General features: G+C 62.5%; 25 protein-coding genes. 13 read left to right on the top strand and 12 right to left on the bottom strand.

The genetic code is table 11. The features are described 5' to 3' along the window. Positions 1-65: 65 nt before the first annotated feature. Positions 66-983, top strand: coding sequence for a CAP domain-containing protein (locus BB347_RS10885; protein ID WP_236995942.1), 918 nt, complete (start codon positions 66-68; stop codon positions 981-983). 25 nt (positions 984-1,008) lie between these two features. Here BB347_RS10885 and BB347_RS10880 read toward each other — a convergent pair whose 3' ends face one another. Continuing rightward, complete coding sequence (locus BB347_RS10880; protein WP_076581372.1) at positions 1,009-2,868, bottom strand: ATP-binding protein; 1,860 nt, start codon at positions 2,866-2,868, stop codon at positions 1,009-1,011. A gap of 236 nt (positions 2,869-3,104) precedes the next feature. Continuing rightward, positions 3,105-3,734: a DUF7344 domain-containing protein gene (locus BB347_RS10875; protein ID WP_076581370.1), complete on the bottom strand. Its 630-nt coding sequence runs from the start codon at positions 3,732-3,734 to the stop codon at positions 3,105-3,107. A gap of 372 nt (positions 3,735-4,106) precedes the next feature. Between BB347_RS10875 and BB347_RS10870 the strand changes: the two genes are divergently transcribed. Next, the gene (locus BB347_RS10870) at positions 4,107-4,454 is read left to right on the top strand and encodes a DUF7113 family protein (RefSeq protein WP_076581368.1); all 348 of its coding nucleotides are present in this window, start codon (positions 4,107-4,109) and stop codon (positions 4,452-4,454) included. Here BB347_RS10870 and BB347_RS10865 read toward each other — a convergent pair. Beyond that, on the bottom strand, positions 4,451-5,728 hold the full coding sequence (locus BB347_RS10865; protein WP_076581366.1) for a DNA double-strand break repair nuclease NurA: 1,278 nt from the start codon (positions 5,726-5,728) through the stop codon (positions 4,451-4,453). The genes BB347_RS10870 and BB347_RS10865 overlap by 4 nt on opposite strands. Before the next feature lie 138 nt (positions 5,729-5,866). Here BB347_RS10865 and BB347_RS10860 point away from each other — a divergent pair, with 138 nt between their 5' ends. After that, positions 5,867-6,127 carry a hypothetical protein gene (locus BB347_RS10860; protein WP_076581364.1) on the top strand — a complete coding sequence of 87 codons (261 nt, stop codon included), beginning with the start codon at positions 5,867-5,869 and terminating at the stop codon, positions 6,125-6,127. 13 nt (positions 6,128-6,140) lie between these two features. Here the strand turns inward: BB347_RS10860 and BB347_RS10855 are convergent, their stop codons facing one another. Next, on the bottom strand, positions 6,141-6,557 hold the full coding sequence (locus BB347_RS10855; protein ID WP_076581362.1) for a thiol-disulfide oxidoreductase DCC family protein: 417 nt from the start codon (positions 6,555-6,557) through the stop codon (positions 6,141-6,143). Between the two features lie 163 nt (positions 6,558-6,720). Here BB347_RS10855 and gpmI point away from each other — a divergent pair, with 163 nt between their 5' ends. Then, the gene (gene gpmI / locus BB347_RS10850) at positions 6,721-8,265 is read left to right on the top strand and encodes a 2,3-bisphosphoglycerate-independent phosphoglycerate mutase (RefSeq protein ID WP_076581360.1); all 1,545 of its coding nucleotides are present in this window, start codon (positions 6,721-6,723) and stop codon (positions 8,263-8,265) included. 181 nt (positions 8,266-8,446) lie between these two features. Here gpmI and BB347_RS19325 read toward each other — a convergent pair whose 3' ends face one another. Together BB347_RS19325 and BB347_RS10840 are read right to left on the bottom strand one after the other, a co-directional pair. After that, a complete protein-coding gene (locus BB347_RS19325; protein WP_236995941.1) occupies positions 8,447-8,779 on the bottom strand; it encodes a HalOD1 output domain-containing protein in 333 nt (110 codons plus the stop codon). Positions 8,780-8,841: 62 nt separating this feature from the next. Then, on the bottom strand, positions 8,842-9,486 hold the full coding sequence (locus tag BB347_RS10840) for a helix-turn-helix domain-containing protein (RefSeq protein WP_076581358.1): 645 nt from the start codon (positions 9,484-9,486) through the stop codon (positions 8,842-8,844). Positions 9,487-9,614: 128 nt separating this feature from the next. Between BB347_RS10840 and BB347_RS10835 the strand changes: the two genes are divergently transcribed. Further along, entirely contained in the window at positions 9,615-10,907 is a 1,293-nt protein-coding gene (locus tag BB347_RS10835) for an O-acetylhomoserine aminocarboxypropyltransferase/cysteine synthase family protein (protein WP_076581356.1), read from the top strand. A 95-nt stretch (positions 10,908-11,002) separates the two neighbouring features. Further along, positions 11,003-11,392 (top strand): DUF7522 family protein, encoded by a 390-nt coding sequence (locus BB347_RS10830; RefSeq protein ID WP_076581354.1) that lies wholly within the window; start codon positions 11,003-11,005, stop codon positions 11,390-11,392. 31 nt (positions 11,393-11,423) lie between these two features. On the opposite strand, the gene BB347_RS10825 is transcribed toward BB347_RS10830, so the two are convergent. After that, a complete protein-coding gene (locus BB347_RS10825; RefSeq protein ID WP_076581352.1) occupies positions 11,424-11,603 on the bottom strand; it encodes a hypothetical protein in 180 nt (59 codons plus the stop codon). Between the two features lie 195 nt (positions 11,604-11,798). Here BB347_RS10825 and BB347_RS10820 point away from each other — a divergent pair, with 195 nt between their 5' ends. Continuing rightward, a complete protein-coding gene (locus tag BB347_RS10820; RefSeq protein WP_076581350.1) occupies positions 11,799-12,323 on the top strand; it encodes a DUF5813 family protein in 525 nt (174 codons plus the stop codon). Between the two features lie 275 nt (positions 12,324-12,598). Here BB347_RS10820 and BB347_RS10815 read toward each other — a convergent pair whose 3' ends face one another. Next, entirely contained in the window at positions 12,599-12,829 is a 231-nt protein-coding gene (locus BB347_RS10815) for an Lrp/AsnC family transcriptional regulator (protein ID WP_076581348.1), read from the bottom strand. A gap of 121 nt (positions 12,830-12,950) precedes the next feature. Between BB347_RS10815 and BB347_RS10810 the strand changes: the two genes are divergently transcribed. Beyond that, positions 12,951-13,670 (top strand): potassium channel family protein, encoded by a 720-nt coding sequence (locus BB347_RS10810; RefSeq protein ID WP_076581346.1) that lies wholly within the window; start codon positions 12,951-12,953, stop codon positions 13,668-13,670. Then, positions 13,670-13,900, top strand: a complete 231-nt coding sequence (locus BB347_RS10805) for an Lrp/AsnC family transcriptional regulator (protein WP_076581344.1) — start codon at positions 13,670-13,672, stop codon at positions 13,898-13,900. The genes BB347_RS10810 and BB347_RS10805 overlap by 1 nt, the downstream gene beginning before the upstream one ends. A 487-nt stretch (positions 13,901-14,387) precedes the next feature. Here BB347_RS10805 and tmk read toward each other — a convergent pair whose 3' ends face one another. Then, positions 14,388-14,990: a dTMP kinase gene (gene tmk / locus BB347_RS10800; protein WP_076581342.1), complete on the bottom strand. Its 603-nt coding sequence runs from the start codon at positions 14,988-14,990 to the stop codon at positions 14,388-14,390. Positions 14,991-15,114: 124 nt separating this feature from the next. On the opposite strand from tmk, the gene BB347_RS10795 reads away from it, so the two are divergent. The 4 genes from BB347_RS10795 (at position 15,115) to cofG (ending at position 19,688) form a co-directional block, all read left to right on the top strand. Beyond that, on the top strand, positions 15,115-16,035 hold the full coding sequence (locus tag BB347_RS10795; protein WP_076581340.1) for a complex I NDUFA9 subunit family protein: 921 nt from the start codon (positions 15,115-15,117) through the stop codon (positions 16,033-16,035). A gap of 250 nt (positions 16,036-16,285) precedes the next feature. Then, positions 16,286-17,467 carry a tubulin/FtsZ family protein gene (locus BB347_RS10790; RefSeq protein ID WP_076581338.1) on the top strand — a complete coding sequence of 394 codons (1,182 nt, stop codon included), beginning with the start codon at positions 16,286-16,288 and terminating at the stop codon, positions 17,465-17,467. A gap of 248 nt (positions 17,468-17,715) precedes the next feature. Beyond that, positions 17,716-18,420, top strand: coding sequence for a 2-phospho-L-lactate guanylyltransferase (gene cofC, locus BB347_RS10785; RefSeq protein WP_076581336.1), 705 nt, complete (start codon positions 17,716-17,718; stop codon positions 18,418-18,420). 71 nt (positions 18,421-18,491) lie between these two features. Then, positions 18,492-19,688 (top strand): 7,8-didemethyl-8-hydroxy-5-deazariboflavin synthase subunit CofG, encoded by a 1,197-nt coding sequence (gene cofG / locus BB347_RS10780; RefSeq protein ID WP_076581334.1) that lies wholly within the window; start codon positions 18,492-18,494, stop codon positions 19,686-19,688. Between the two features lie 96 nt (positions 19,689-19,784). Here cofG and BB347_RS10775 read toward each other — a convergent pair whose 3' ends face one another. The 3 genes from BB347_RS10775 to cofH all read right to left on the bottom strand — a co-directional run bounded on the left by BB347_RS10775 (position 19,785) and on the right by cofH (position 22,583). Beyond that, positions 19,785-20,066 carry a hypothetical protein gene (locus BB347_RS10775; protein WP_076581332.1) on the bottom strand — a complete coding sequence of 94 codons (282 nt, stop codon included), beginning with the start codon at positions 20,064-20,066 and terminating at the stop codon, positions 19,785-19,787. Between the two features lie 245 nt (positions 20,067-20,311). Continuing rightward, positions 20,312-21,070 (bottom strand): SDR family NAD(P)-dependent oxidoreductase, encoded by a 759-nt coding sequence (locus tag BB347_RS10770; RefSeq protein ID WP_076581330.1) that lies wholly within the window; start codon positions 21,068-21,070, stop codon positions 20,312-20,314. Positions 21,071-21,209: 139 nt separating this feature from the next. Further along, positions 21,210-22,583 (bottom strand): 7,8-didemethyl-8-hydroxy-5-deazariboflavin synthase subunit CofH, encoded by a 1,374-nt coding sequence (gene cofH / locus BB347_RS10765; RefSeq protein ID WP_076581328.1) that lies wholly within the window; start codon positions 22,581-22,583, stop codon positions 21,210-21,212. Positions 22,584-22,637 lie beyond the last annotated feature (54 nt).

Here is a 22,637-nt window from a genome sequence, read left to right as displayed (position 1 = left end):
TGGACAATATCCCGTGGAATATACAGCGGATGAAATGTAAATCGATACTGACCGCAGCAGTCGTAATGATACTCGTCCTGAGTATGATCGGTGCGGGGGCCGCAGCGCCCGTCTCGAGTACGGTCGACGACGTGTCGGCCGACAGTGACGATGTTTCACAGTCGAGTAGCGGTGACCAATCGGAGGAGACGACGATACCGTCGACGTCGGAGGGCGGTGACGGCGGTGATGCCCCCACCGGTGACGTGAGCGTAGACGTGGGCGATGAAGACATTGTCGAGTCGATATTCGACAGTCTCGAACCTACTGTTGACCTCGGATCGCTCGTCGAGGAACTGCTCGACGGAGTCGATACGATCGACGACGTTGACGACGCTGATGACGCCGATGAAGACGATGCTGACGAAGACGATGCCGACGAAGACGACGCTGATGACGCCGATGAAGACGATGCTGACGAAGACGATGCCGACGACGCCGATGAAGACGATGCCGACGACGCCGATGAAGACGATGCTGACGACGCGGTCGATGAGGAAGCCGTCGAACAGTACGCCCACGACGCGGTGAACGAAGAACGTGTCGACGCAGGCGTCGACGAACTCGAGTTCGACGACGAACTCCGTGACATCGCCTACGCACACAGCGAGGACATGGCCGAGCGCGGCTACTTCGCCCACGAAGACCCGGACGGTAACGACGTCTCAGACAGGTACGAAGAAGCCGGGTACGAGTGTAACGTGAACGGTTACGTCGGCGGCGAGAACATCGCCCAGACGTGGTACGACACGCCGGTTAACACGGACGACCGCGGAACCGTCCACTACGAGGACGAACAGGAACTCGGCGAGGGTATCGTCGAGCAGTGGATGAACTCACCAGCTCACGAGGCGAACCTCCTCGCTGATCAGTGGGAGAACCAGGGTATCGGTATCCACATCACTGACGACGATCAGGTGTACGCCACGCAGAACTTCTGCTGACGCACCGGAGCGTCGATCGCTTTTTTCAATCCCGACCGTGACGCGTCACGCACTTCGGAAGGCCGATCAACTCGACTGGTTCGGAATTGTCCGGCGAGTAGACCACCATCTGTCCCTTCTCCATGTAGGGCACTTTGGACTCGAGGTTGCTCGGGATGTTGACGCTCTTGATGGCGTCCTCGTCGCCGAGGTTGAGCACGACCGTCGTGTTGATCTGCTTGAAGACGGCGTCGTGGATGTCCTGTGGGTCCTGCGTGATGAGAAAGAGTCCGAGACGCTCCTTTCGGCCCTGTTTGGCGGCCTCGGTGAACTTTGTGATGACCTTTCCGGCCTGCACGCTGTCCGCGTCAGTGAGGAAGTTGTGCGCTTCGTCCATGCCAAGGACGAGCGGCGTCTCCTTGATCCGCTCGTAGGTCGAGTCGTTCGAGAGCTTTTCGTCGATCAGCAGCGACGAGAGGGCGAGCACGATGGTCTCTGTCGCCCGCGTATCGTTGATGTGGTAGGTCGGGACGACGGAGAGCCCGCCGGGGCGGACGAACTCGTGGACCATGTCCGTAATCGGCCGGGCGTCCTGATCGAAAACGTGACTGAAGCCGAGGACGCGTCGTCGAACCGCGTCGAACGTCGCCTCGTGGACCCGTCCGGATTCGTCCAACTCCTCGCGCAGGGCGGGGTCGTCGAGGAACGTCGTGAATTCGTCGTACGTCGCGTCCGGGCCGTACTGCTCGCGAAATCGCGGTAAGAGGACGCTCACCAGCGCGCCGTACTGGTTGTCGTTCAATCCGCTTCCCGCGACCAACCACGGGTTCTCGTGGACCATCGAGAACGGAATCGTGAACTCGAGTTGCTGGGCGCGGTGGTGGCCCGCAGCGTAGGAGGCCGACCCGACCTTCGGAACGAACGCCGTCGTGTCGTCCACTCCGCCGTAGGCGACGCCCTCGCGCTCGAGGCGGCGGGCGAAGTCGCTATCGAGGTCCGGGTTGTCGTCGTGCATCTGGGCGTACTCGTCCTGTGGATCGAACTGGACGACGGCGGGGCTGACCTCGCGGCCGTCGGCCATGGGGTAGGTTCGCTCGTCGGCGAGGAACTGCCGGAGGACGTTCTTCGCGCCGTGAGTCTTCCCCGAGCCGGTGCCGCCGGCGATGAGACTGTGGCGGAAGATGAGCGGATCTCCCGCCTCGTAGTCGTCTTTCAGGCGGTAATCGATCGTGGGTGGCGAGGCGGCGGTGGTGACCTTCTCGCCGCCGACGGAGAGGTGTCCGAGAAAGACGCCGTCTTCGGGCATCTTGAGACCGGTCTTGATCTGTTCGGTGTCGTCGGCCTGCTCGATCACCGTCTGGGGTTTCGGAACCCGGTCGGTCATCCGCCGTTTGAGTTCGCCATCGTCGTTGTAGAGGACGGCGACGGGCTCGAGTTCGGCGACGAACTTGTAGTCGGCTTCGTCGACATCGTCGGCGCGCATCGCCCGTCGGGCGTGGATCTCCGTCGCGTCGTCTGCGTGATACTGTTGATCGTACTCGAGGCTGGTAATGCGACAGAACAGCGTTTCGCCGTCACCACCGGGGCCGGCCGACTCGCCCGGATACGGTGCGAGCAGGTAACTGCCCAGTCGAATGTCCGATCGATTCTCCTGTGTAACGTACGCACGGAGGGTCGTCTCGTCACCGTCCTCGGCGACGCGAAGTCCCTGCGAGACGCAGACGGCACCGATACCGACGTCTTCGCCGCGTGGCTCCACGCCGGTCGATTCGAAGTCGTCCATCGGTTGGCCAGACGTCCCCGTCGACTCCCCACTCGAGGCGCTCGAGTCGGATTCGGCGGCGTCGCCGGTTGTCTCGGAGTTGGACGCGGCGGAATGCTCACCGAAGTCACCCAGGTCGCTCATATCCCTTCATCAAAGCGCGTCCTCAAACCCGTTTCCCTCCTCGCACGACTGTCCGGCTGTCGGCACTATCCGCACAGAGTGGACGCCCCTCCGGAAGCGTTTCGGGAGACGCCTCGAGACGGATCTGTCCCGGACGAGTGCTACGCGGACTCCCTGAAGTACCGCGGACGAAGAAAAGCGAAGCGAACCCGGCAGTGACTCCACGTCGACCCCCTGTCTATACGCCGTCCATCCGACTACCGAACCGTCGGAAGGTGTCGGTCCCGTCGTTTCACGACACCGGTGTCGTGATCGAACTCGAGGAGGCCAACTGCTTCCAGCGTGGGGAGGTGAACGTGGTGGAGCGTGCGTTTCACCTGGAGGGGATCTGTGCTTCCCACGTCGTGTGCGGCGAGCGTCGACGCGATGTACTCGAGGGTGGCCGGTTGCTCGTGCTCGGTGAGCAACGAGACGATTTCGAGACGGATTGGGTGGACGATCGCCTCGAGCAGTTCTTCGCCGTTTTCCTGGCGACAGTACTCAAGGAGTCGTGAGAGGTCGGCCGGATAGAGCGGCGAGTCGTCGACGAGTTCGACACCGCTCTCGGTGTCCCACTCGACGATGCCGTACTCGGCCAGTCGGGGGAGGTGATTGTGGAGCAACGAGAGCCGGACGTTGTAGCGCGCCTCCCCGTTCGAGACGTCGGGCGATTCCCGTTCGACAATTGCCGTGGTCAGCGACGCCAGCGACACCCGTGTTCGATGCATGCGAAGTTCCTCGAGGAGTCGAAGTCGTCGCGGGTTTCGAAGGACATCGTACCACTCCGATGGGATGTCTTCGAGCGGAGTCCACTTCCTGTCACTGCCGGATGACGCTTCCGAACTCATCAATCACAGCAACTGCTGCATCAGGGATAAGCACGTTTCCAAAACGATTTGGCTCGAGAAGTACTCATTACTCGGCTAACCAACCACTACTCTCCCGTGGTATGCTTGAACAAGCCATGTAATGGCTGTTTACGACGCTCGCCGAGATTGTGCGCATTGCTAACTCGAAACTATATCAGCTAGGATAGACGAGTAACTCAGGCGAAAGCACTGTCAGTGTGAAGAGAAATTAGTCAATCTCCGTCCACCGAACAGCAACGGGTCGTCGGAATCGAGCGACGAGTCGGCATCGAAACCAACGCTGTCATCTCCCAGCTGTCGTGTTTTGTTCGCGCCAGTGTCCTTTTGCAGTTACGACACGTAGGAACGACTATGCTCATCGTCTGCGGACGGGCTGGCGGAACCGAACTCTCCGGGACGCTGTACGAACGGGGAGAGCGCGCACCCACGTTTCGTGGCGCACCGGACGAAGACGCCGCGTACGTCTGGGTCTGTGACGAGTTCTACGAAGTCGACAGCGGCGGCTCGACGCAACTCGTCGGCGACCGCGAGGTCAACCTCGCGTTCGAATCGCCCATGCCTCGTGGCTTCGATACTCGTGATCAGGCCCTCGAGGGCGCGAAAGAACACGTCCGAACGCAGTTCGCTCGAATCGGTCTCGACCCGGAATCGGTCGACCTCGAGGTCGAACCCGACGTCGAGTCGAACCACTCGAGTTAGTAGGGCTCCTCGGCCCACCGGTGATCGTCGTAGGTCCGCGCTTGGGTCGTATCGAACTGGCTCTCGAGTCGCTCCCGGAGGGAGGCTTTTTCGGAGCGACTGATTCGCGCGAGTTCGTCGGCCTTCTGGACGATGGTCGGCGGCCCGTGTGCGATCGCGACGTTCTGTAGCACCTGCAGCGTGAGCCGTTCGCGCAGCTCTGACTGGCGAGTGAACGCGTACGGTGCCTCGACGCGGTAGACGAGGTCGTCGCGCGGATCGTAGACGACGAAGAAGGTCACCTCGTAGGCCTCGTGCGAGAGCTTTCGATCGACGCCGAGCGCCTCGCCGTCGACCGAGAGCGGCCGATCGACGCCGCCTCGAGACCGGAACCAGTTCGTGTAGGTGAGCGCCGAGGTGTCTCGCTCCCAGCGATCCCCCTCGACGTCGTCGACGTACTCGCCGCGCTCGAGGAGGCGAGTGAACAGCGCCGAGTCGTCGTTCCACGGCGTCGCCAGGTCGGCGTCGCGTTTGTTCTTCAGCGTTCGCGTGATGACGCGGGTCGCCGGATTCTTGACGAACCCGACGAGGGGGACCTCGCGGTCGACGAAGCGCTCGACCAGCCGAACGTAGTTCTCGAGCACCGTCGTCGGGCGCGGGTCCTCGAGCAGGAAGTCGGCCAGATCGGGGTGCTGGTCGGCCCAGCGTAACAGTCCGCGCGGATAGATTGGACCGTCCAGAACGAGCAGGTCTTCCACCATTTCGGCGTGATCGCGGGCGTGCTTGCTCTCCGCGAGGTAGAGTGCGAGCGCGTGGACGACGCCCTCGGCGAACCGGGGCAACGGCGGAATCTTCACGGCGCGACTCCGGAGGTACCCCTCGTCGTCTTTCTGCCAGTTTTCGTCGACGGTCATCGTCTCGTCGTTCGAGTGGACCGTCATCACCGTCGTCCGCGAGCGATGGAGGTCGAGGTCGCTCGGCGTCGCGCTCATCGCCGCCTGCGCGATGTCGATGACGAGCCCGTTTTTGAACGTCGTCGGGTTGATCGTCCCCGCGTCGAGGGCGTGTTCGGTCGGAAACGGTCGTTCCTGGAGGGCGACGTCCTCGCAGTCGACGTGACGGCGACGCTGCTCGTCGACTGGCTCGAGGACGGTTCGCCCGTCGTAAATCAGGGGATCGAGAAACTGACTCCAGACCGTCTCGGCGAGCGCGCGCCGGTCGCGCTCGTCGGCACCGTGATCGATCCGCCTCGCGAGTCGTGCGATCCCGTCGTAGTGAACCGGATCGAGTGTCATACGCTGTGACGCTCAGTCCACCTGCAAAAAGTCAGCGGTCGGCCCGGAGTTCGACCGCGACGATACGTTTACTCGAGATCGCGTTACTATTCCATCAGAAAAATTATGGGAGGGGACAGAATTCGTGCGCATAGACCGATGTCCAAGCGAACCGGACGTGTTGCAGAAACTGACAGTACATCTATCAATTGGCGTCAACACGGTAGCAGCGTGACGCTCTACGATGAAACCGACACCGACGCCTGGATCCGGATGACGTTCGAAGCAGGAACCCCGCCCGAACACCGCCTCTACATGATCTGTGACGACTGCGGTGGCGTCTTCGCCCAGCGGACGACGCCCGGCCGCTCGAGCGTCTGTGGTGACTGCGGAGCAACGTTCGATCACCGCCGGGACTAAGCCGGCGATGTAGCTACTCGAGAATGCGTTCCTGAACGTTTCCAGTCGGCATCATGCACTGCTCTTTTTGGCCGAAGAGTCGGTACCGGTGTTTCGCGACGAGGTCGTACGCCCAATTTCGCAGTCGACGTGGGAGGAAACGAGACGGCCCGAGCAGTCGGTAGACGCCCCCGAGTAACTGCGCGATTCGGATGACCGCCCCCGACTTGACGTAGTAGTCCTCGCCCTCGATCAGGACGACCGACTCGAGGTCGTGGTCCGCGAGGCCGTGGTCGGCCAATAGCTTCTGACCGACGTCGGATTGCAGCGAGGCGAAGTAGAACTGCTCGTCGGTGTCTCGGGGAACCAGAAACTGGACGAAGCCGTGACAGAGGTTACAGACGCCGTCGAAGAGTACGATCGGTTCGTCGTCCGGAATCTCCGTGGCCATCGGTTGCCCGACTGTTAGGTCGTCCGCTAATTCAGCGTTCCGATCGTGGTACCGGACGGGTGGGTGACGAGCGGCCACGAAACGCCACTGCGGGAAACGACGATGAAAACGCGACCTGGCGGGTAACGACAGGTAGTTACGCCGCGCACGTGACCCCTCGCACATGGACGCTGCGCTGATCATCCTCGACGGGTGGGGACTCGGCGACGGGACGAGCAGAGACGCCGTCGACGCGGCCGACACGCCGAACTTCGACCGATTGGCGGCCGAGGGCGCGTACGGGACGCTCGAGGTCGCGGGCCGACGGGTCGGCCTGCCGGACGGACAGATGGGAAACAGCGAGGTCGGCCACCTCAACATCGGTGCCGGTCGGGTCGTCCACCAGGAGTACACGCGCATTTCTGACTCCATCGCGGACGGCTCTTTTCGGGAAAACGATGCCATCAACGTGGCCTTCGAGCAGGCACGGGAAAACGACGGACGAGTCCACTTTCTCGGACTCGTCAGCGACGGCGGGGTTCACTCGGATCAGGCCCACCTCCACGCGCTGATCGAACTGGCCGCAGACCGCGACGTCGAGGCCGTCACCCACGCGTTTACCGACGGCCGGGACACCTCGCCGACGGGAGGCCGAGCGTACCTCTCCACGCTCGAGTCCGTCGTCGACGAACACGGGACGGGCGACGTGGCCACCGTCTCGGGCCGATATTACGCGATGGACCGAGATCAGAACTGGGAGCGAACGAAGCGCGCCTACGACGCCATCGTGAATCGCGAGGCCGACCACGAGGCGGAATCGGCTCTCGAGGCCGTCGAAAACTCCTACGAGCGGGACGTGACGGACGAGTTCGTCGAACCAACCTGTATCGACGGCCAGCCAGCGCTCGAGGACGGCGATTCGGTCGTCTGGTTCAACTTCCGTTCCGACCGGGCGCGCCAGCTCACGCGGATGCTCGCGGACATCCGCTCGGAGGACTGGGCCGACGAGTTCGCGACCAGCCCGCCAGACACGGAGATCGTCGTGCTGACCCAATACGACAAGACGTTCGATCTGCCGATTGCGTACCCGCCCAACCAGCCAGAACAAGTCCTCGGTGAGGTGCTCGCCGACGCGGGCAAGACGCAACTTCGCCTTGCCGAATCCGAAAAGTACGCTCACGTCACCTACTTCCTGAACGGCGGCCGCGAGGTCGAGTTCGACGGCGAGATTCGCGAAATCGTCGAGAGTCCCGACGTGGCGACCTACGACGTACAACCCGAGATGAGCGCGCCAGAAGTGACCGAAGCGGCGGTTTCTCGTATCGAAAGCGAGGGTGGTGAGACGCGCGCCGACAGCCCCGACGCGCTCGTCCTCAACTACGCCAACCCCGACATGGTCGGGCACACGGGCGACTACGAAGCCGCCATCGAGGCCGTCGAAGCCGTCGACGCACAACTCGGCCGGTTGGCTGCCGTCCTCGAGCGAGTCGGCGCGCACGTCCTCGTGACGGCAGATCACGGCAACGCCGACGATATGGGGACCGAAGCGCAGCCCCACACGGCACACACGTACAACCGCGTTCCCCTGGTGTACGTCGCCCCTGATGGCTCGAGCGCCGGCCGATCGATCCGAGAAAACGGTACCCTCGCCGACGTCGCGCCGACGCTGCTCGAGATACTCGATATCGACCAGCCCCTCGAGATGACCGGCGAGTCGCTGCTCGAGTAGCGCTACCAGTTCTGGAAAAGAGATTGACCCTTGTTACGACGAGTCGACAAACTGGAACGTCGTGCCGTCACAGTTCGGACACGTCTCGTGATTTCGAGGGGCGGGTGATGGCTTGTCTTGAGGCATGTACACGAACTCACAACCGTTGCACTCGACGTAGTCTCCGTTCGTCACTCGATTTTCACTCTGCCGTAACCGGTGTACAGGTGACGACGCCGATGTCCGAGACCGTAACGTCGAAATCAGTGTACCGAAACGAGACCTGACAGCTGTTCTGTGCCTCGCTGAAGATGCTGTCGAGAGCAGTCGGATCGACCGCATCGTACAGCGGCGGCAACCGCGTCGGATCGGTCCGCGATGCGACTCCAATAGCGGTGACAACGGCGAGACTGGTATCGTCGACTGACGGATCGTACGATACTCGGTAGCGTTCGTGTTGCTCGTCAAATTCGACTTCGTCCGCAGACTGTAACAGAATCGTGCCTCCCTCCTCGAGGGAATCGAGTTGACTCACACTGAATCAAAGCGTCTGCGACGAGTAGTTCTGACTGTTGCTTAGGTAACCCATTTATATACTCACTCGGCGGATTCGACGATCGACCCTGCGATCAACCGTCTGGTTCCTCGCTGCAATCTCGAGGCAACCGCCTGTCTGGTGATTCCTAACTCTTCGGCGAGCTCCTCCTGTGACGCCTCACGCGGTGAATCGTAGTAGCCTCGAGCGTAGGCGAGCGTCAGCGCTTCCCGCTGGGCGTCAGTCAGGTCGTAGTCGTCTCGGACTGGGGAGAGCGCGTGAAGCTGCGTGAGTTCGACGGGGATGTCTCGGTCGCGACAGTAGGTTTGAAACGCGGAGATATCGTCTTGATCCGTCGCCCGAAGCTCGAACGTCCACCGATCCTCTTTGCCGATGGCCGAGACGAGTGAGACGTTCGTCTCGAGAATCCCCGTGAGAATGCTCTCGTATTCGAAGTTCCAGCCGATCCGGACGAACACTTGGCCGTCGACGTCGTCGATGACGCGGAGGTCGTCGATGCCGGGATGTTCGATACCACTCATCGTAATTTCTGATTCGTCCACGTCCTCGAGCCAAAAGTACGGGACGAGTGCCTTGTTCGTCGGAACGACCCGATCGAGTTCGATCCGGCTGGCGGGGAACTTCGCAAATACTTCGGCGAGCGGAAACTCGCCTTCCGTTGCGACGAACGAGGCTTCGATGGCCATGAACGTCGTACAATTGAACGGATGAAAAGCTTCGCGCAGGCCACAGCAGTGGCCTCCACGCCTCGACTCCCAGCCGATGGCAATTTTCGCGAACACTTTTTGCGTTCTACCGTGTGGGAGAAAACCACATGAGCGACGACGCCGACGCCGACGATCACCGATTCGCGACGAACAGCGTCCACGCCGGGCAGAAGGCCGACCCAGCTACGGGGGCTCGAGCGCCGCCGATCTATCAGACGACCTCTTACGAGTTCGACGATACCGACCACGCGGCAGCCCTCTTCGGACTCGAGGAGGCCGGAAACATCTACTCGCGGATCATGAACCCGACGAACGCGATGTTAGAAGAGCGTATCGCGACGCTCGAGGGCGGCGTCGGGGCGCTCGCGACCGCGTCGGGAATGGCCGCATTCGACCTCGCGACGTTCATCCTCGCCGACGTCGGCGACAACATCGTCTCCGCCTCGTCGCTGTACGGCGGCACCTACACCTACCTCACCCACACCGTCGCAAAGCGCGGTATCGAGACGAAGTTCGTCGATACGCTGGATTACGACGCCTACGAGGAAGCGATCGACGACGACACGGCGTTCGTCCACCTCGAGACGATCGGCAACCCCGCCCTCGTCACGCCCGACATCGAGCGCATCGCCGACATCGCCCACGACCACGACGTACCGCTGTTCGTCGACAACACGTTCGCGACGCCGTACCTCTGTCGCCCGCTCGAGCACGGCGCGGACCTCGTCTGGAACTCGACGACGAAGTGGCTCCACGGCGCGGGTTCGACGGTCGGCGGGGTGCTGGTCGACGGCGGCTCGTTCCCGTGGGAAGAGGGCGACTACCCCGAAATCTCGGAGCCGAACCCGGCCTACCACGGCGTCAACTTTTACGAAACGTTCGGCGACATGGCGTTCGCCATGGTCGCTCGAACCCGCGGCCTGCGCGACCTCGGAAACCAGCAGTCGCCCTTCGACGCCTGGACGACCCTCCAGAAACTCGAGTCGCTGCCCCTTCGAATGGAAAAACACTGCGAGAACGCGATGGCCGTCGCCGAGTTCCTCGAGGACCACGAGAAGGTCTCCTGGGTCAACTACCCCGGCCTCGAGAGCCACGAGACTCACGAAGAAGCCAGCGAGTACCTCGAAGGGGGGTACGGCGGCATGATCACGTTCGGTCTCGAAGGCGGCTACGACGCGGCCGAGACCGTCTGCAACGAGGTCGACCTCGCGAGTCTGCTGGCGAACGTTGGCGACGCGAAGACGCTGATCATCCACCCGGCAAGCACGACCCACCAGCAACTCACCGAGGAGGAGAAACTGGCGAGTGGCACCACCGACGACCTCGTCCGCCTCTCCGTGGGTATCGAAGACGTCGCCGACGTGATCGCGGACCTCGAGCGAGCGATCGAACTCGCGTAGGTCGACTTCGCGTAGGTCGACTCCGTCGCCGACGTGTTATCAGGTGGACAGTAATATCCATCGTCATTAAGGTGTCGGACGTTCGAGTGGTCGCTATGGCAACCGGGCTACTCACCGAGGACGCAGCGGACCAGATCGTCACGACCTGCCGAACGGCCATCGGCGACAGCCTTCGGTCGGCGACGTACTTCGCGCGCGACGACTACCAACAACTGTACCTCCGCGACGACCTCGAGCGCGACGCCGACCTCTCGACGTTCATCGGCCACGAGTGGCGCGGCTTCAAGACCGCCCAGACGGCCTACGACGGGTCGGAACTCGGCGACTACAACTACACGATCCGCGTCTTCGACAACGGCTTCCTCATCCGCGTCACGAACGATAGCGAAGGCGTCTTCGTCACGACCGACGGACTCACCGTCAAGGACTTCGAAGAGGTCGCGACGGCGCTCAATTCGTTCCTCGACTCCCGCGAAATCGAGTAATTACCCGCGTCGACGCACTCCCTTTCTGCACCTACTCACCGCTCGAGTCGCTCGAGGGTGCCGTTCGTTTCGGAGGATGGTCGCGGTCGGCATCGTCGCCGGCGTGGCGACTCGAGTGGGTGCCGATCGGCAAGCCACAGCCGAGTTCGCCGTCGGTTCCGAGCAGACGAGCGAATCGGCGGCGTTCGGCGGCGTGTTTATCGAGACTCATGCCGACGGAAAACGGCAATATCCGTTGTAGTAATGCAGCCCATTTGTCCCCGAAAGCCGCGACTACGATCGTGAAACGATCCCGCCGCAGTATGGCGATTTACCCGCTGTAACAGTTACCTTCGTGATAGTAGCCCCACGATACAGTCGGCCGACAGCGTAACACCCTTTTCGCTCACGCCCCTTCGAATTCATAATGAGCACCCTTCCCGAGGAAATCGCGGCCGGACTCGAGTCTCACGACGCGTTCGCGCGCGCAGACGACGCTTTCGCACTCGAGACGACCGTCTTCGAGACCCAAATCGACGCCGAACCCGCCCCAGATAAGCGAGCCGGCCGATTTCACGTCACCGTCACGCTCCCCACCCTCGACGCCGCCGTCGCCGGCGAGACCGTCGCGTCAGTCGTCGAAGACGGCTGGTTCGAGACGCTCGAGCGACGACTCGAGGACGTCTACACCGTCGCGTACACCGACACCCACGACGACCCGGTGGTCGAACGCGAAGCGAGCAACGTGACGGTCTCACTCGAGTACTCCGCCTGGGACGCCGGCGAGGGCGTCGAGGACGCGAAGACGCTCGTCGAGTACGTCGAAGGAACGTACGCACAGGGAATTATCCCCGGCTACGAGTACCGTGGCCCCGCCGCGACGTTGCTCGAGAACGCACAGGGCCGCGGCCAGCAGGCCAGCGAGGGAGAGAGCGGCGGGATGCCGATGTAAAAACGAGCGACCGGTCGTCGTCCGCTTATTCTCTTTTGAGCTCGGATTCACGTCGTTCAGATGGCCGGGCGCGCGCCTCGAGCACCGCGAGCGGTGCGCGCCTCGGGGAAAGGCAGGCATGCGACCGTTCATCGACCGCGAGCGAAGCCGCAGGCTGAGCGAGCGGGCCGACGACCGATGTGAGTGACTGAAGGGAACGAACGGAGGGAGGAGTGCTTTTAATCGAATTTTTGCCGAGGGTCGGCGAAGCCGACCCGTAGCGCAAAACTTCGGTGCTAGTCCATCGCGATGTACGTCTTCGTCTCCGTGACGCCCTCGAGGCTCTGTAATTCTGAGGAGACGCTCTGAAGGATATCGTAGACTTCCGCGGCGTCGATCTCGACGATAATGTCGTAGTCGCCAGCGACGATGTGCGCGTCGGACACTGCCTCGAGGTCACGAATCGACTCGAGGAGCCCCTCTGATTTCCCGGCTGCCGTCTTCACCATAATAAATGCGTGAACCATCGCTCGAAGGTGTGGTACACTATCACACGACTAAAAACTTTGCCCGTTCTCGAGCGGAAACTGAACGTCTAGCATGGTACTTGGGGGCAAGCTTATTGGTGGGGCGAGCGTACTCCGGGCCATGCGGTTCGTGATTATCGGGGCAGGACGAGTCGGCTTGCGCACGGCGCGCGTCCTCCGAGACGAAGGCCACGAGGTGACGCTAATCGAACGCGACGAGGGGATGATTCGCCGGGCCCGTTCCCAAGAGTTCACCGTCGTCGACGGCGACGGCTCGAAAGAAGACGTGCTCGAGACAGCCGGAATAGCCGACGCTGACGCCTTGGGGGCCCTGACGGGCGACCTAAACGTCAACTTCACGGCCTGTATGATCGCCAACCACCACGGCTGCCGGACGATCATGCGGATCGACGAGGCCTACCGTGAGAACATCTATCGGACGTACGCCGACGAAGTCGACGAGGTGATCTACCCCGAACGGCTGGGTGCCATCAGCGCGAAAAACGCGCTGCTCGGGGGCACGATTCGGGCGATTGCGGATATCGCGCCCCATTTACAGGTCGTCGAGCACACGATCACGGACGAGGCCCCGACCAACGGCTACACGGTCAACGAACTGCAACTGCCCGCACACGCGACCGTCCTCGCCTTCGGCAAATCCGGACAGGAACTCGAGTTACCCGGCGACGACCTCTCGCTCGAGGTCGGTGATCGACTCGTGGTGCTCGCAGATTACGACGTGTTGAGCACGATTCGACAACTGCTGATCGGCGAGTCGGAACGGGAGGCGAGTGCTAACGCGGGCTCGGATGCGACCTCGAGCACAGGAGGTGTGAACTGATGGTAACAGCGTTTATCATGATCAAGGCGAATACGGGCGAGGCGGATCGACTGCGAGAGAGTATTCAGGACCTCGACGGTGTCCAATCGGCTCACATCGTCGCCGGCGACGTCGACATCATCGCGAAAGCGCAAGTCGACACCCCGGCGGCGGTCAAAGAAATCGCCGCAACCCAGATACAGGGCATTTCGGGCATCGAGAACACGCAGACGTACATCGCGATGGACTAGAACCCAGCTTTTACCCTGCGGTCTGCCGCGCTGACGGCCGCCTTGCTGCCGTCAGCGCGGCGTCCCTCGGTAAAACCTGGACCAAAAGCACTCCTCCCTCCGTTCGTTCCCTTCAGTCACTCACATCGGTCGTCGGCCCGCTCGCTCGGCCTGCGGCCTCGCTCGCGGTGATTTTCTGGACACCAGCCTGCCTTTCCCCGGGTTGCGCGCCGCTCGCGGTGCTCGAGGCGCGCGCCCGGCCATAGAACCTATTCAGAGATCGAACAATCGTTCAATACATCTGCGAATCGAACACGAGCATTCGCGCGAACGAGCGGTCCGAAGGACCCGGTAGTGAGCGCGATTCGCCGGTCGAGCGAAGCGAGACCGGCTTTTTGGCATGAACGGGTTTTCGTCGAGCGGTGCGCCAAGCGCACCCGAGACGAAAAGAGGTTCGTCTGTACTTCTCGGCCGATAATACATCCGTTTTCTACGGAGACCAGTTCCGTTACTCGTCTCCGACCGCTTCTGCCAGCACGTCTCGCACTTCCTCGAGCACGGCCTCCGGTTCTTGGCTCGCATCCACGCGAACGAACCGCTCGGGGTCGCGCTCGAGTAACCGTTCGTAGTTCGCGTGGACGGACTCGAGGTACTCGACGCGTTCGAACTTGTTCGTCGCGCCGGCGCGTTCGGCGGCCGTCTTCGGGTCGACGTCGAGGTAGAGCGTCAGGTCTGGGGGTCTGGAGAACGGTTCGTGGACGTCGACGACGTACTCGAGAGGGTCGTCGACCGTGAGTCGGTCCGACGTCTCGAGAGTCGCTCCCTGATAGGCGAAGCGGGAGTCGGAGTAGCGATCGGAGATCACGAGGTCGCCGCGCTCGAGGGCGGGTTCGATCGTCCGGGAGAGGTGGTCGGCGTGGTCGGCGGTGTAGAGAAACAGTTCCGCGAGCGAGTCCGCGTCGTCGTCTCCGATCGATCGGTAGACGGCGTCGCCGTACCAGGAGTCGTTCGTCGGTTCGCGGGTGAACGTCGCGTCGGGATAGGTCTCCTGGAGCGCCTCCCAGACGGTCGTCTTGCCGCTGCCGTCTAGCCCCTCGAGCGTGACCAGCATGCTCGCACCTCTGGGAGAGAGCTACTTAGGCCAATCCATCGAGTTGCTGGGTTGGCCCCTCAAGTCACCCGAGTGAGTGAAGCGTCAACCAGCTATTTACCCTTGCACGGGATACCGTTCCCGTATGCAGGTCCTCGTCGCCGGCGGAACTGGCTTCATCGGAACGGAACTCTGTGCGGAACTCGACGAACGCGGCCACGACGTGACGGCGCTCTCGCGTAACCCGGACGAGGGCGACCTTCCTGCCGACGTTTCGCGCGTGAGCGGCGACGTCACCGACTACGATTCGATCGTGGACACCGTCGCAGGCCACGACGCGGTCGTCAACCTCGTCTCGCTCTCGCCGTTGTACCAGCCACCGGATGGCCTCGATCACGAAACCGTTCACGCGGGCGGGACGGCGAACCTCGTCCGCGCCGCCGAGGAACACGACGTCGACCGATTCCTTCAGATGAGCGCACTCGATGCCGACCCGAACGGTCCCACCGACTTCATCCGCGCGAAAGGCCGTGCCGAAACACTCGTTACCGATTCACGTCTCGAGTGGACGATCGTTCGCCCCTCCGTCGTCTTCGGCGACGGCGGCGAGTTCCTCGAGTTTACGAAACTGGTCACGACGCCGTACGTCACCGGATTGCCGGGTGGTGGCGAGACGCGCTTTCAGCCGATCTGGGTCGGTGACCTCGTTCCCTTGCTCGCGAGTGCCCTCGAGGACGCGCGTCACGTCGGCCAGCGCTACGAACTCGCCGGGCCACAGATCGTGACGCTCGCGGATGCGACGGAACTGCTCTACGAAGCCGAGGACAAGTCGGTCACGATCCTCCCGATTCCGAGCGCGCTCACGAAAGTCGGTCTCAAAGCGGTCGGTCCCGTCCCGTTCGTTCCGTTCGGTCCGGATCAAGCGCGCTCGCTCGAGTTGAACAACACGGTCGTCACGAACGATGTGACAGCGTTTGGCGTCACAGAGGACGACCTGCAGACGGTCGGTGCGTACCTCGGATTGAACGGTCACGGACAGTGGGACCCACAGCGACTGTCCGCCTGAACCGTAAATATAAAAGCGCCTTGACACGACCCACGATCGTCTCGAGTCCCAGGCTATGTGCGCAATAGGACAGTATAAAGCAACGGACCAATGTCGCTACGGAAACGTTTCTCGAGCCTATTTCGAGCATTCAACGGCGCGCTTGCCCTCAGTTTCTTCGAACACAAAACGAGAGCAGACATTCACGCCAACAAAAGATTTATGTCCTTAATCACTCTGGTTCCAATTCAACGGAGCCCCCTGACAAATAATGAAGTTGGCGATGATCGGATTCGGACAGGCCGGTGGTAAGATCGTCGATCGATTCCTCGATTACGACGATCGGACGAATAGCGGAATCGTCCGTGCGGCGCTTGCCGTCAACTCCGCGAAAGCGGACCTCATCGGTCTCGAGAATATACCACAGGAGAATCGCGTACTCATCGGTCAGGCCCGCGTGAAGGGCCATGGCGTGGGTGCAGACAACGAACTCGGCGCGGAAATCGCCGAGGAGGACATCGACGAGGTCCAGAACGCAATCGATCAGATTCCGACCCACGAGGTCGACGCATTCTTGGTCGTTTCCGGAATGGGTGGCGGCACCGGATCCGGCGGCGCGCCGGTCCTCGCGAAACACCTCAAACGGATCTACACGATCCCAGTCTACGGACTCGGCGTGCTGCCGGGAACCGACGAAGGCGGGATCTACACGCTCAACGCGGCTCGCTCGTTCCAGACGTTCGTTCGCGAAGTCGACAACTTGCTCGTCTTCGACAACGATTCCTGGCGACAGACTGGCGAGTCCGTCGAGGGCGGCTACGACCAGATCAACGAAGAGATCGTCCGTCGGTTCGGCATTCTCTTCGGTGCGGGCGAAGTCAGCGGCGATCAGGAAGTCGCCGAGAGCGTCGTCGACTCCTCGGAGATCATCAACACCCTCTCGGGTGGTGGTGTTTCGACCGTCGGCTTCGCAAGCGAGGACGTCGAGGTCAATACGGGCGGCGGCCTCCTCTCGCGCTTTACCGGCGACAGCGGTGGGAACACCGACAACTTGGACGCCGCGAACACGACGAACCGAATCACGAGTCTCGTCCGCAAGGCTGCACTCGGCCGGCTGACGCTACCCTGTGAGATCGAAGGCGCAGAGCGTGCGTTGCTCGTCGTCTCCGGACCATCGGAGTACCTCAACCGGAAAGGCATCGAGCGCGGCCGGAAGTGGCTCGAGGAGGAAACCGGCAGCATGGAAGTCCGTGGTGGAGACTTCCCGCGCGAGGAGCCGGAAGTGGCTGCGGCGATACTGCTTTCGGGTGTCACGAACGTCCCGCGGATCAAACGCCTCCAGCAGGTTGCGATCGAGGCCCAAGACAACATGGACGACATCCAACAAGAGAGCGAGGAGAACTTAGAAGAACTCGTCGAAGACGACGAGGACGAACTCGAGCCGCTGTTTTAGGCTCGCATTCGTCCGGTGCGATGACGCCAGCGGCCGCATTCGTGTCGGGGGGCACGATCGTGGTCGAACGGTGGGTTGTGGCGTCATAGGGTCGGTTGTAACTGGGTACCGGTCAGTCGCCAGAGTGGAGTGGTGACTGACCGGAACTGACTTACAACCGTTCCTATCACTGTTTTTTGGTACTCGAGAGCGACGCGACGACTAATCTCCGACGTGTTTTTGCCCGCGTCGTCCCAATCGATCGATCAATGCACGTCGTCGTGCCCTTCGCCGCCGCCGACCCGAAGACCCGACTCGAGTCGCTGTTGACCCCAGCGGAGCGCTCGCGACTGGCTCGAGCGATGCTCGCAGACGTGGTGGAGACGGTCGTCGAGACGGGCCACGAGGTGGTGATCGTATCGACGACGCCCCTCGAAACGACCGCGCTGGATCTCGAGGGACACGTCCTCGAGTCGATTTCTGTCGAGGTCGACGAGCGATCGCTCTCCGACGCGGTCAACGCGCGCCTTCCGGGCGGCGACGAGCGAGAGCAGGACGCCGACATCCAGAACGGCGAACGCGACGCGGTTGCGGTCGTCATGGCCGATCTCGCGCTCGCGACGACCGATGCGCTCGAGCGACTGTTCGGCGCGGACGGCGACGTGGTCGTCGCTCCGGGGCGTGGTGGCGGAACGAACGCGCTCGTCGTTCGCCACCCCGAGTTCCGAGTCGACTACCACGGCGCGTCCTATCTGGATCACTGTGAGACGGCGACGGCCGTCGATGCGACGCTCGAAACCCTCGATTCGTTCCGTCTCGGTACGGACGTCGACGAACCCGAGGACCTCGTCGAGGTGCTCGTCCACGGATCGGCGTCGAATCGCACCCTCACCTGCCTTCGTCGACTCGGATTCGAACTCGAGCGCTCGAGTGGCCGCGTCGGAATCGCTCGAGCAACGCCTTCCTCGAGTTGAATAGGACCACCCCCCACTGGCCGTCGCACGATGTGAAGCGCTTATGTGTCGAGCCACGGGAATTCGACGTAATGATTCCCGGGGCGAGCGAGTACGGTATCGACCTGACGGTCGACGAGGCGGCGGTCGAGGACCTCTGTGCGGTGACTCCCGACGACGTCGACGCACCGCCGGAACTGACCTTCGCACGGAACGTCTTCATCCCGTTGACGACGGCCTGTCGCTACACCTGTACGTACTGTACGTACTTCGACGCGCCGGGGCAAGCCTCGCTGCTCAGCCTCGAGGAAGTCCGAGACATCTGTAAGCGCGGTGCTGACGCAGGTTGTACGGAGGCGCTCTTTACGTTCGGCGACGACCCGGACGAGCGCTACACCGAGATTCACGAGCAACTCTCCGAGTGGGGCTACGACTCGATTCACACCTACCTGCGCGCGGCCTGCGAGGTCGCCCTCGAGGAGGGGCTCTTACCTCACGCGAATCCGGGAGACCAGACGCGCGAGCAGATGGAGACGGTCGCCGACGTCAACGCCAGCATGGGCGTCATGCTCGAGACGACGGCCGAGGTCGACGCTCACGCTGGCCCCCGACAGAAAGAGCCGGGACAGCGACTCCGGACGATCCAGACCGCGGGTGAACTCGACGTCGCGTTCACGACGGGCATTCTCGTCGGCATCGGCGAGACGTGGCGCGACCGAGCCGAGAGCCTCCTCGCCATCCGCGAGATGCACGAGCGCTACGACCACATTCAGGAGGTAATCGTCCAGCCCGTCGTCGACAACGAGCGCTGGTCGGACGGCTCGCCCGCCCTCGAGGCGATGCGACGGGTGACGGCGATGGCCCGCGTCGCCCTCCCCGAGGAGATTTCGGTCCAAGTCCCGCCGAATCTCGCCCCCGCTCGAGAGCTGATCGACTGCGGCGTCGACGACCTCGGCGGGGTCTCGCCCGTCACGGACGACCACATCAACCCCGACTACAAGTGGCCCGCGCTGCGCGAACTCGAGGAGATCGCCGCCGCCGCGGACCTGCCACTGGGCGAACGGCTGCCGGTCTACGAGCGATTCCTGCCAGACGACCTGCGAACCAACGCGTTCGACGGCGTGGCTGCTGACGGAACGGTCGGCGCGAGCGGGAATCGGAACCCGAACGCAGATCGCGAGTGGATTTCACCGACGATTCGCGACGCACTCGCGGCCGACGACGAGGCTGGCGAGCGCTACCGGTCGGTGCTTCGAAGCGAGACGACCGTCGTGTCGCGAGAGCAGTAACCGGACGACGGTTTGGCAGCCGGAAAACAACCGAACCACACGTTCGGCTCGACGAATGCGTGTGATTGGTAGACGTAAACACTGGTCCCTCCCAACTTATTGGAAGATAGGTAGCCGGGAGAGATAGAACACGAGTAACGCGGCGGTGTACACCAATCCAATAATTCGTAACCCGGCGGCGGTGCGCTCCTGTTCCTTTGGGAGCAGTTCCGGAATCCCCATTAGAATCCACAGAATGCCAAAGTACAGCGCAGCCGAGACACTCTCCAAGCCGACGAGATGGTAGTAGGCGTATAGAGCGAGGAAGAAGAGACCGATGGCTATCCAGACACCTCCTGTAGTCCACCCATCGGGTTCTCTGAATATTCGCTCTTTCATAGCTGTCGTAATATATCAGGAAATAAATAACTTCTCGTACGCCGTCGGAGGGCGTGTCGTGTTTCTCGGTGGTTACATCGTCCACCGCCGCATATTTCCCCTCCCTCTCCACTCGAGCCCCGCGTCGACGTTCGCGCTTGCACACATCGAACAGGACGCCACACTGGTGACCGTCGTCCACAACTCGAGTTCGACCGACTCGAGTTCGTTGGCGGTCAATCGTGCGCCCGTCCTCGTGCCGACGATTACGAACAGGAGAAACCGCCGTCGACGACGAGCGCGTGGCCGGTGATCCAGTCGGCCTCGTCGCTCGCCAGGAACAACATCGCGTTGGCGATATCTTCGGGCTCGCCGAGGCGTTTCAGCGGGTAGTACCGGGACATCTCCTCTTTGGTCGCCTCCCACTCCCCTTCGCTTCGGTTACTGCGGGGCATCGGCGTGTCGGTGACGCCGGGACAGACCGCGTTGGCGCGCACGCCGTGGGGGCCGACCTCCGAGGCGACCGTGCGGGTGAAGTTGACGATGGCCCCTTTCGACAGCGAGTACGCGCCGAGTTGTGGCGCGCCGATGACGCCGGCCAGCGACGCGGTATTGACGATCGCTCCGGAGCCCTGGTCCTTGAACTGCGGAATAACGGCCTGACAGCCGTTCCAGACGCCCTTGACGTTCACGTCGATCACGCGATCCCGTTCGCTCTCGTCGATCTCTTCGATCGACGCGCGCTGGTGGCTCACCCCCGCGTTGTTCACCATGATGTCGAGTCCGTACTCCGCGATCGTCTCGTCGACCGCCGCCTGCACGCCCGCCGCGTCACAGACGTCGACCTCGAGTGCCGCCCCCTCGTGCCCCTCTTGCTCGAGTTGCGCGAGCGTCTCCTCGGCCGCTTCGCCGTCGATATCCGCCGCGACGATCGTGGCGCCTTCTTCGGCAAAGCGCGTGGCTGCTTCTCGTCCGAGTCCGGAGCCGGCTCCCGTGATAAACGCTGTCTTGTCTTCGAGTCGCATACTCTCTGCTCCGAGAACATCCTACAATAAAGTGCCGGCGTATGCCAATACTTCCCACAGATATAGCCAACGCGAGAACGAACCTGCGGATGGGTCGGAACTGGGCGGTGAGACTCGAGACGCTGACCGCTCGAGGGCGTCAGTCGTCCGCTGGCGCGACTCGTTCCTCAGTCGAAAGTAACGGGGTGCCGTCGGACTTCGGGCCGAGTCGCGGCCCGATCGGCGACTCGTCGGGGTCGACGATTCGGCGGGTCTCGTAATCCGTCGATCGTTCGACCGGGACGCGACCGACCGAGGTGATCAGGTCGGCGTAGTCCGCGAACGATCGATACTCGCCGTACTCCCCGCCCGCGCGCTTGGTAATCTCCTCGGAGAGAATCGTCCCCATGAAGTCGTCCGCGCCACAGGAGAGCATCTTCAGCCCCTGCTCGTCGCCGTACTTGACCCACGAGGATTGGATGTGATCGACGTTGTCGAGAAAGAGCCTCGAGACGGCGATCAGCAGTTCGTCCTCGTCGGTGCTCGCCCCGCCGGAGACGACGTCGTGCTCGAAGAGAGGGGTGTTCTGGTGGACGAACGAGAGCGGGACGAACTCCGTGATCGCGCCGTCGACGCGCTCTTGAAGGTCACGCACCCGCTTCAGGTGTAGTGCGCGGTGGGCCTCGTTCTCCACGTGCCCGTACATCATCGTCGCCGTCAGCCCCATGCCGACGTTCGCGGCCGCCTCCATGGCCTCGAGCCAGCCGTCGGTATCGATCTTGCCGGGGCAGATGACGTCTCTGACCTCGTCGACGAGAATTTCGGCCGCCGTCCCGGGAACCGTATCGAGACCGGCCTCGTGAAGGCGGCTGTAAACCTCCTCGTAGGACCACTCCGTGCCTCGTCGGGCGTGGTAGCCCTCCTCGGGCGTCATCGAGTGGACGTGGACGCCGTCGACGCTCATCGCGTCCATCTGCTCGACGTAGGTGCCCGGATCGGTCGCGTACCGTTCCGGGGGCTTGTAATTGACCGCCTTCGGGTCGGGGTGGGCCTCGAGAATCTCTCGGTGTTCCTCGTCGAGTGCGAACGCGGGGTGAAGCCCGGAAACCGAGGTAACCTCGTAGATGCCTCGGTCGACGGCGTCGGCGACGATCTCGCGGGACTCCGCGGGCGTCTTCGTGAACCCGGCCGTCTCCACGTCGGCGTCGCGCTCGAAGGTGTGTGCGGCGTCTTTGAAGTTACAGAACAGACAGCCGACGTTGCAGGCCGTCGTGACGTTGTTGTTCAGGTTCGCGACGAACGTGACCTCCTCGCCGACGACGTCCGCGCGCCGGCGGTCGGCAGCCTCGAGCACCTGCTCTTTGCGGGTTCGGTCGATTCCCTCGTCGTCCGTTCCCGTCGTCAGTAGTGCAATCGCGTCGTCGACCGTGAGTCGGTCGCCAGCGCGTGCTTTCGCCAGTGCATTCTCGAAGGACTGGTCGGTCTCGGGGACGTGCTCGAACGTCAGATCTGCCTCGGTCACCGGGCGCTCCATCGACGAAGCAATACCCGCACAGCGAGAAAAGGGTGATGGATTGTCGTGTCCCTC

This window comes from Natronorubrum daqingense (genome assembly GCF_001971705.1).
Classification (GTDB): domain Archaea; phylum Halobacteriota; class Halobacteria; order Halobacteriales; family Natrialbaceae; genus Natronorubrum; species Natronorubrum daqingense.
This window is presented reverse-complemented; position numbering and strand designations above follow the sequence as displayed.

Excerpts from the sequence above, each read along its gene's own strand:
- BB347_RS10885 (WP_236995942.1), top strand. The coding sequence starts at position 66 with ATGATACTCGTCCTGAGTATGATCGGTGCGGGGGCCGCAGCGCCCGTC.
- BB347_RS10880 (WP_076581372.1), bottom strand. The coding sequence starts at position 2,868 with ATGAGCGACCTGGGTGACTTCGGTGAGCATTCCGCCGCGTCCAACTCC.
- BB347_RS10875 (WP_076581370.1), bottom strand. The coding sequence starts at position 3,734 with ATGAGTTCGGAAGCGTCATCCGGCAGTGACAGGAAGTGGACTCCGCTC.
- BB347_RS10870 (WP_076581368.1), top strand. The coding sequence starts at position 4,107 with ATGCTCATCGTCTGCGGACGGGCTGGCGGAACCGAACTCTCCGGGACG.
- BB347_RS10865 (WP_076581366.1), bottom strand. The coding sequence starts at position 5,728 with ATGACACTCGATCCGGTTCACTACGACGGGATCGCACGACTCGCGAGG.
- BB347_RS10860 (WP_076581364.1), top strand. The coding sequence starts at position 5,867 with ATGTCCAAGCGAACCGGACGTGTTGCAGAAACTGACAGTACATCTATC.
- BB347_RS10855 (WP_076581362.1), bottom strand. The coding sequence starts at position 6,557 with ATGGCCACGGAGATTCCGGACGACGAACCGATCGTACTCTTCGACGGC.
- gpmI (WP_076581360.1), top strand. The coding sequence starts at position 6,721 with ATGGACGCTGCGCTGATCATCCTCGACGGGTGGGGACTCGGCGACGGG.
- BB347_RS10840 (WP_076581358.1), bottom strand. The coding sequence starts at position 9,486 with ATGGCCATCGAAGCCTCGTTCGTCGCAACGGAAGGCGAGTTTCCGCTC.
- BB347_RS10835 (WP_076581356.1), top strand. The coding sequence starts at position 9,615 with ATGAGCGACGACGCCGACGCCGACGATCACCGATTCGCGACGAACAGC.
- BB347_RS10830 (WP_076581354.1), top strand. The coding sequence starts at position 11,003 with ATGGCAACCGGGCTACTCACCGAGGACGCAGCGGACCAGATCGTCACG.
- BB347_RS10825 (WP_076581352.1), bottom strand. The coding sequence starts at position 11,603 with ATGAGTCTCGATAAACACGCCGCCGAACGCCGCCGATTCGCTCGTCTG.
- BB347_RS10820 (WP_076581350.1), top strand. The coding sequence starts at position 11,799 with ATGAGCACCCTTCCCGAGGAAATCGCGGCCGGACTCGAGTCTCACGAC.
- BB347_RS10815 (WP_076581348.1), bottom strand. The coding sequence starts at position 12,829 with ATGGTTCACGCATTTATTATGGTGAAGACGGCAGCCGGGAAATCAGAG.
- BB347_RS10810 (WP_076581346.1), top strand. The coding sequence starts at position 12,951 with ATGCGGTTCGTGATTATCGGGGCAGGACGAGTCGGCTTGCGCACGGCG.
- BB347_RS10805 (WP_076581344.1), top strand. The coding sequence starts at position 13,670 with ATGGTAACAGCGTTTATCATGATCAAGGCGAATACGGGCGAGGCGGAT.
- tmk (WP_076581342.1), bottom strand. The coding sequence starts at position 14,990 with ATGCTGGTCACGCTCGAGGGGCTAGACGGCAGCGGCAAGACGACCGTC.
- BB347_RS10795 (WP_076581340.1), top strand. The coding sequence starts at position 15,115 with ATGCAGGTCCTCGTCGCCGGCGGAACTGGCTTCATCGGAACGGAACTC.
- BB347_RS10790 (WP_076581338.1), top strand. The coding sequence starts at position 16,286 with ATGAAGTTGGCGATGATCGGATTCGGACAGGCCGGTGGTAAGATCGTC.
- cofC (WP_076581336.1), top strand. The coding sequence starts at position 17,716 with ATGCACGTCGTCGTGCCCTTCGCCGCCGCCGACCCGAAGACCCGACTC.
- cofG (WP_076581334.1), top strand. The coding sequence starts at position 18,492 with ATGATTCCCGGGGCGAGCGAGTACGGTATCGACCTGACGGTCGACGAG.
- BB347_RS10775 (WP_076581332.1), bottom strand. The coding sequence starts at position 20,066 with ATGAAAGAGCGAATATTCAGAGAACCCGATGGGTGGACTACAGGAGGT.
- BB347_RS10770 (WP_076581330.1), bottom strand. The coding sequence starts at position 21,070 with ATGCGACTCGAAGACAAGACAGCGTTTATCACGGGAGCCGGCTCCGGA.
- cofH (WP_076581328.1), bottom strand. The coding sequence starts at position 22,583 with ATGGAGCGCCCGGTGACCGAGGCAGATCTGACGTTCGAGCACGTCCCC.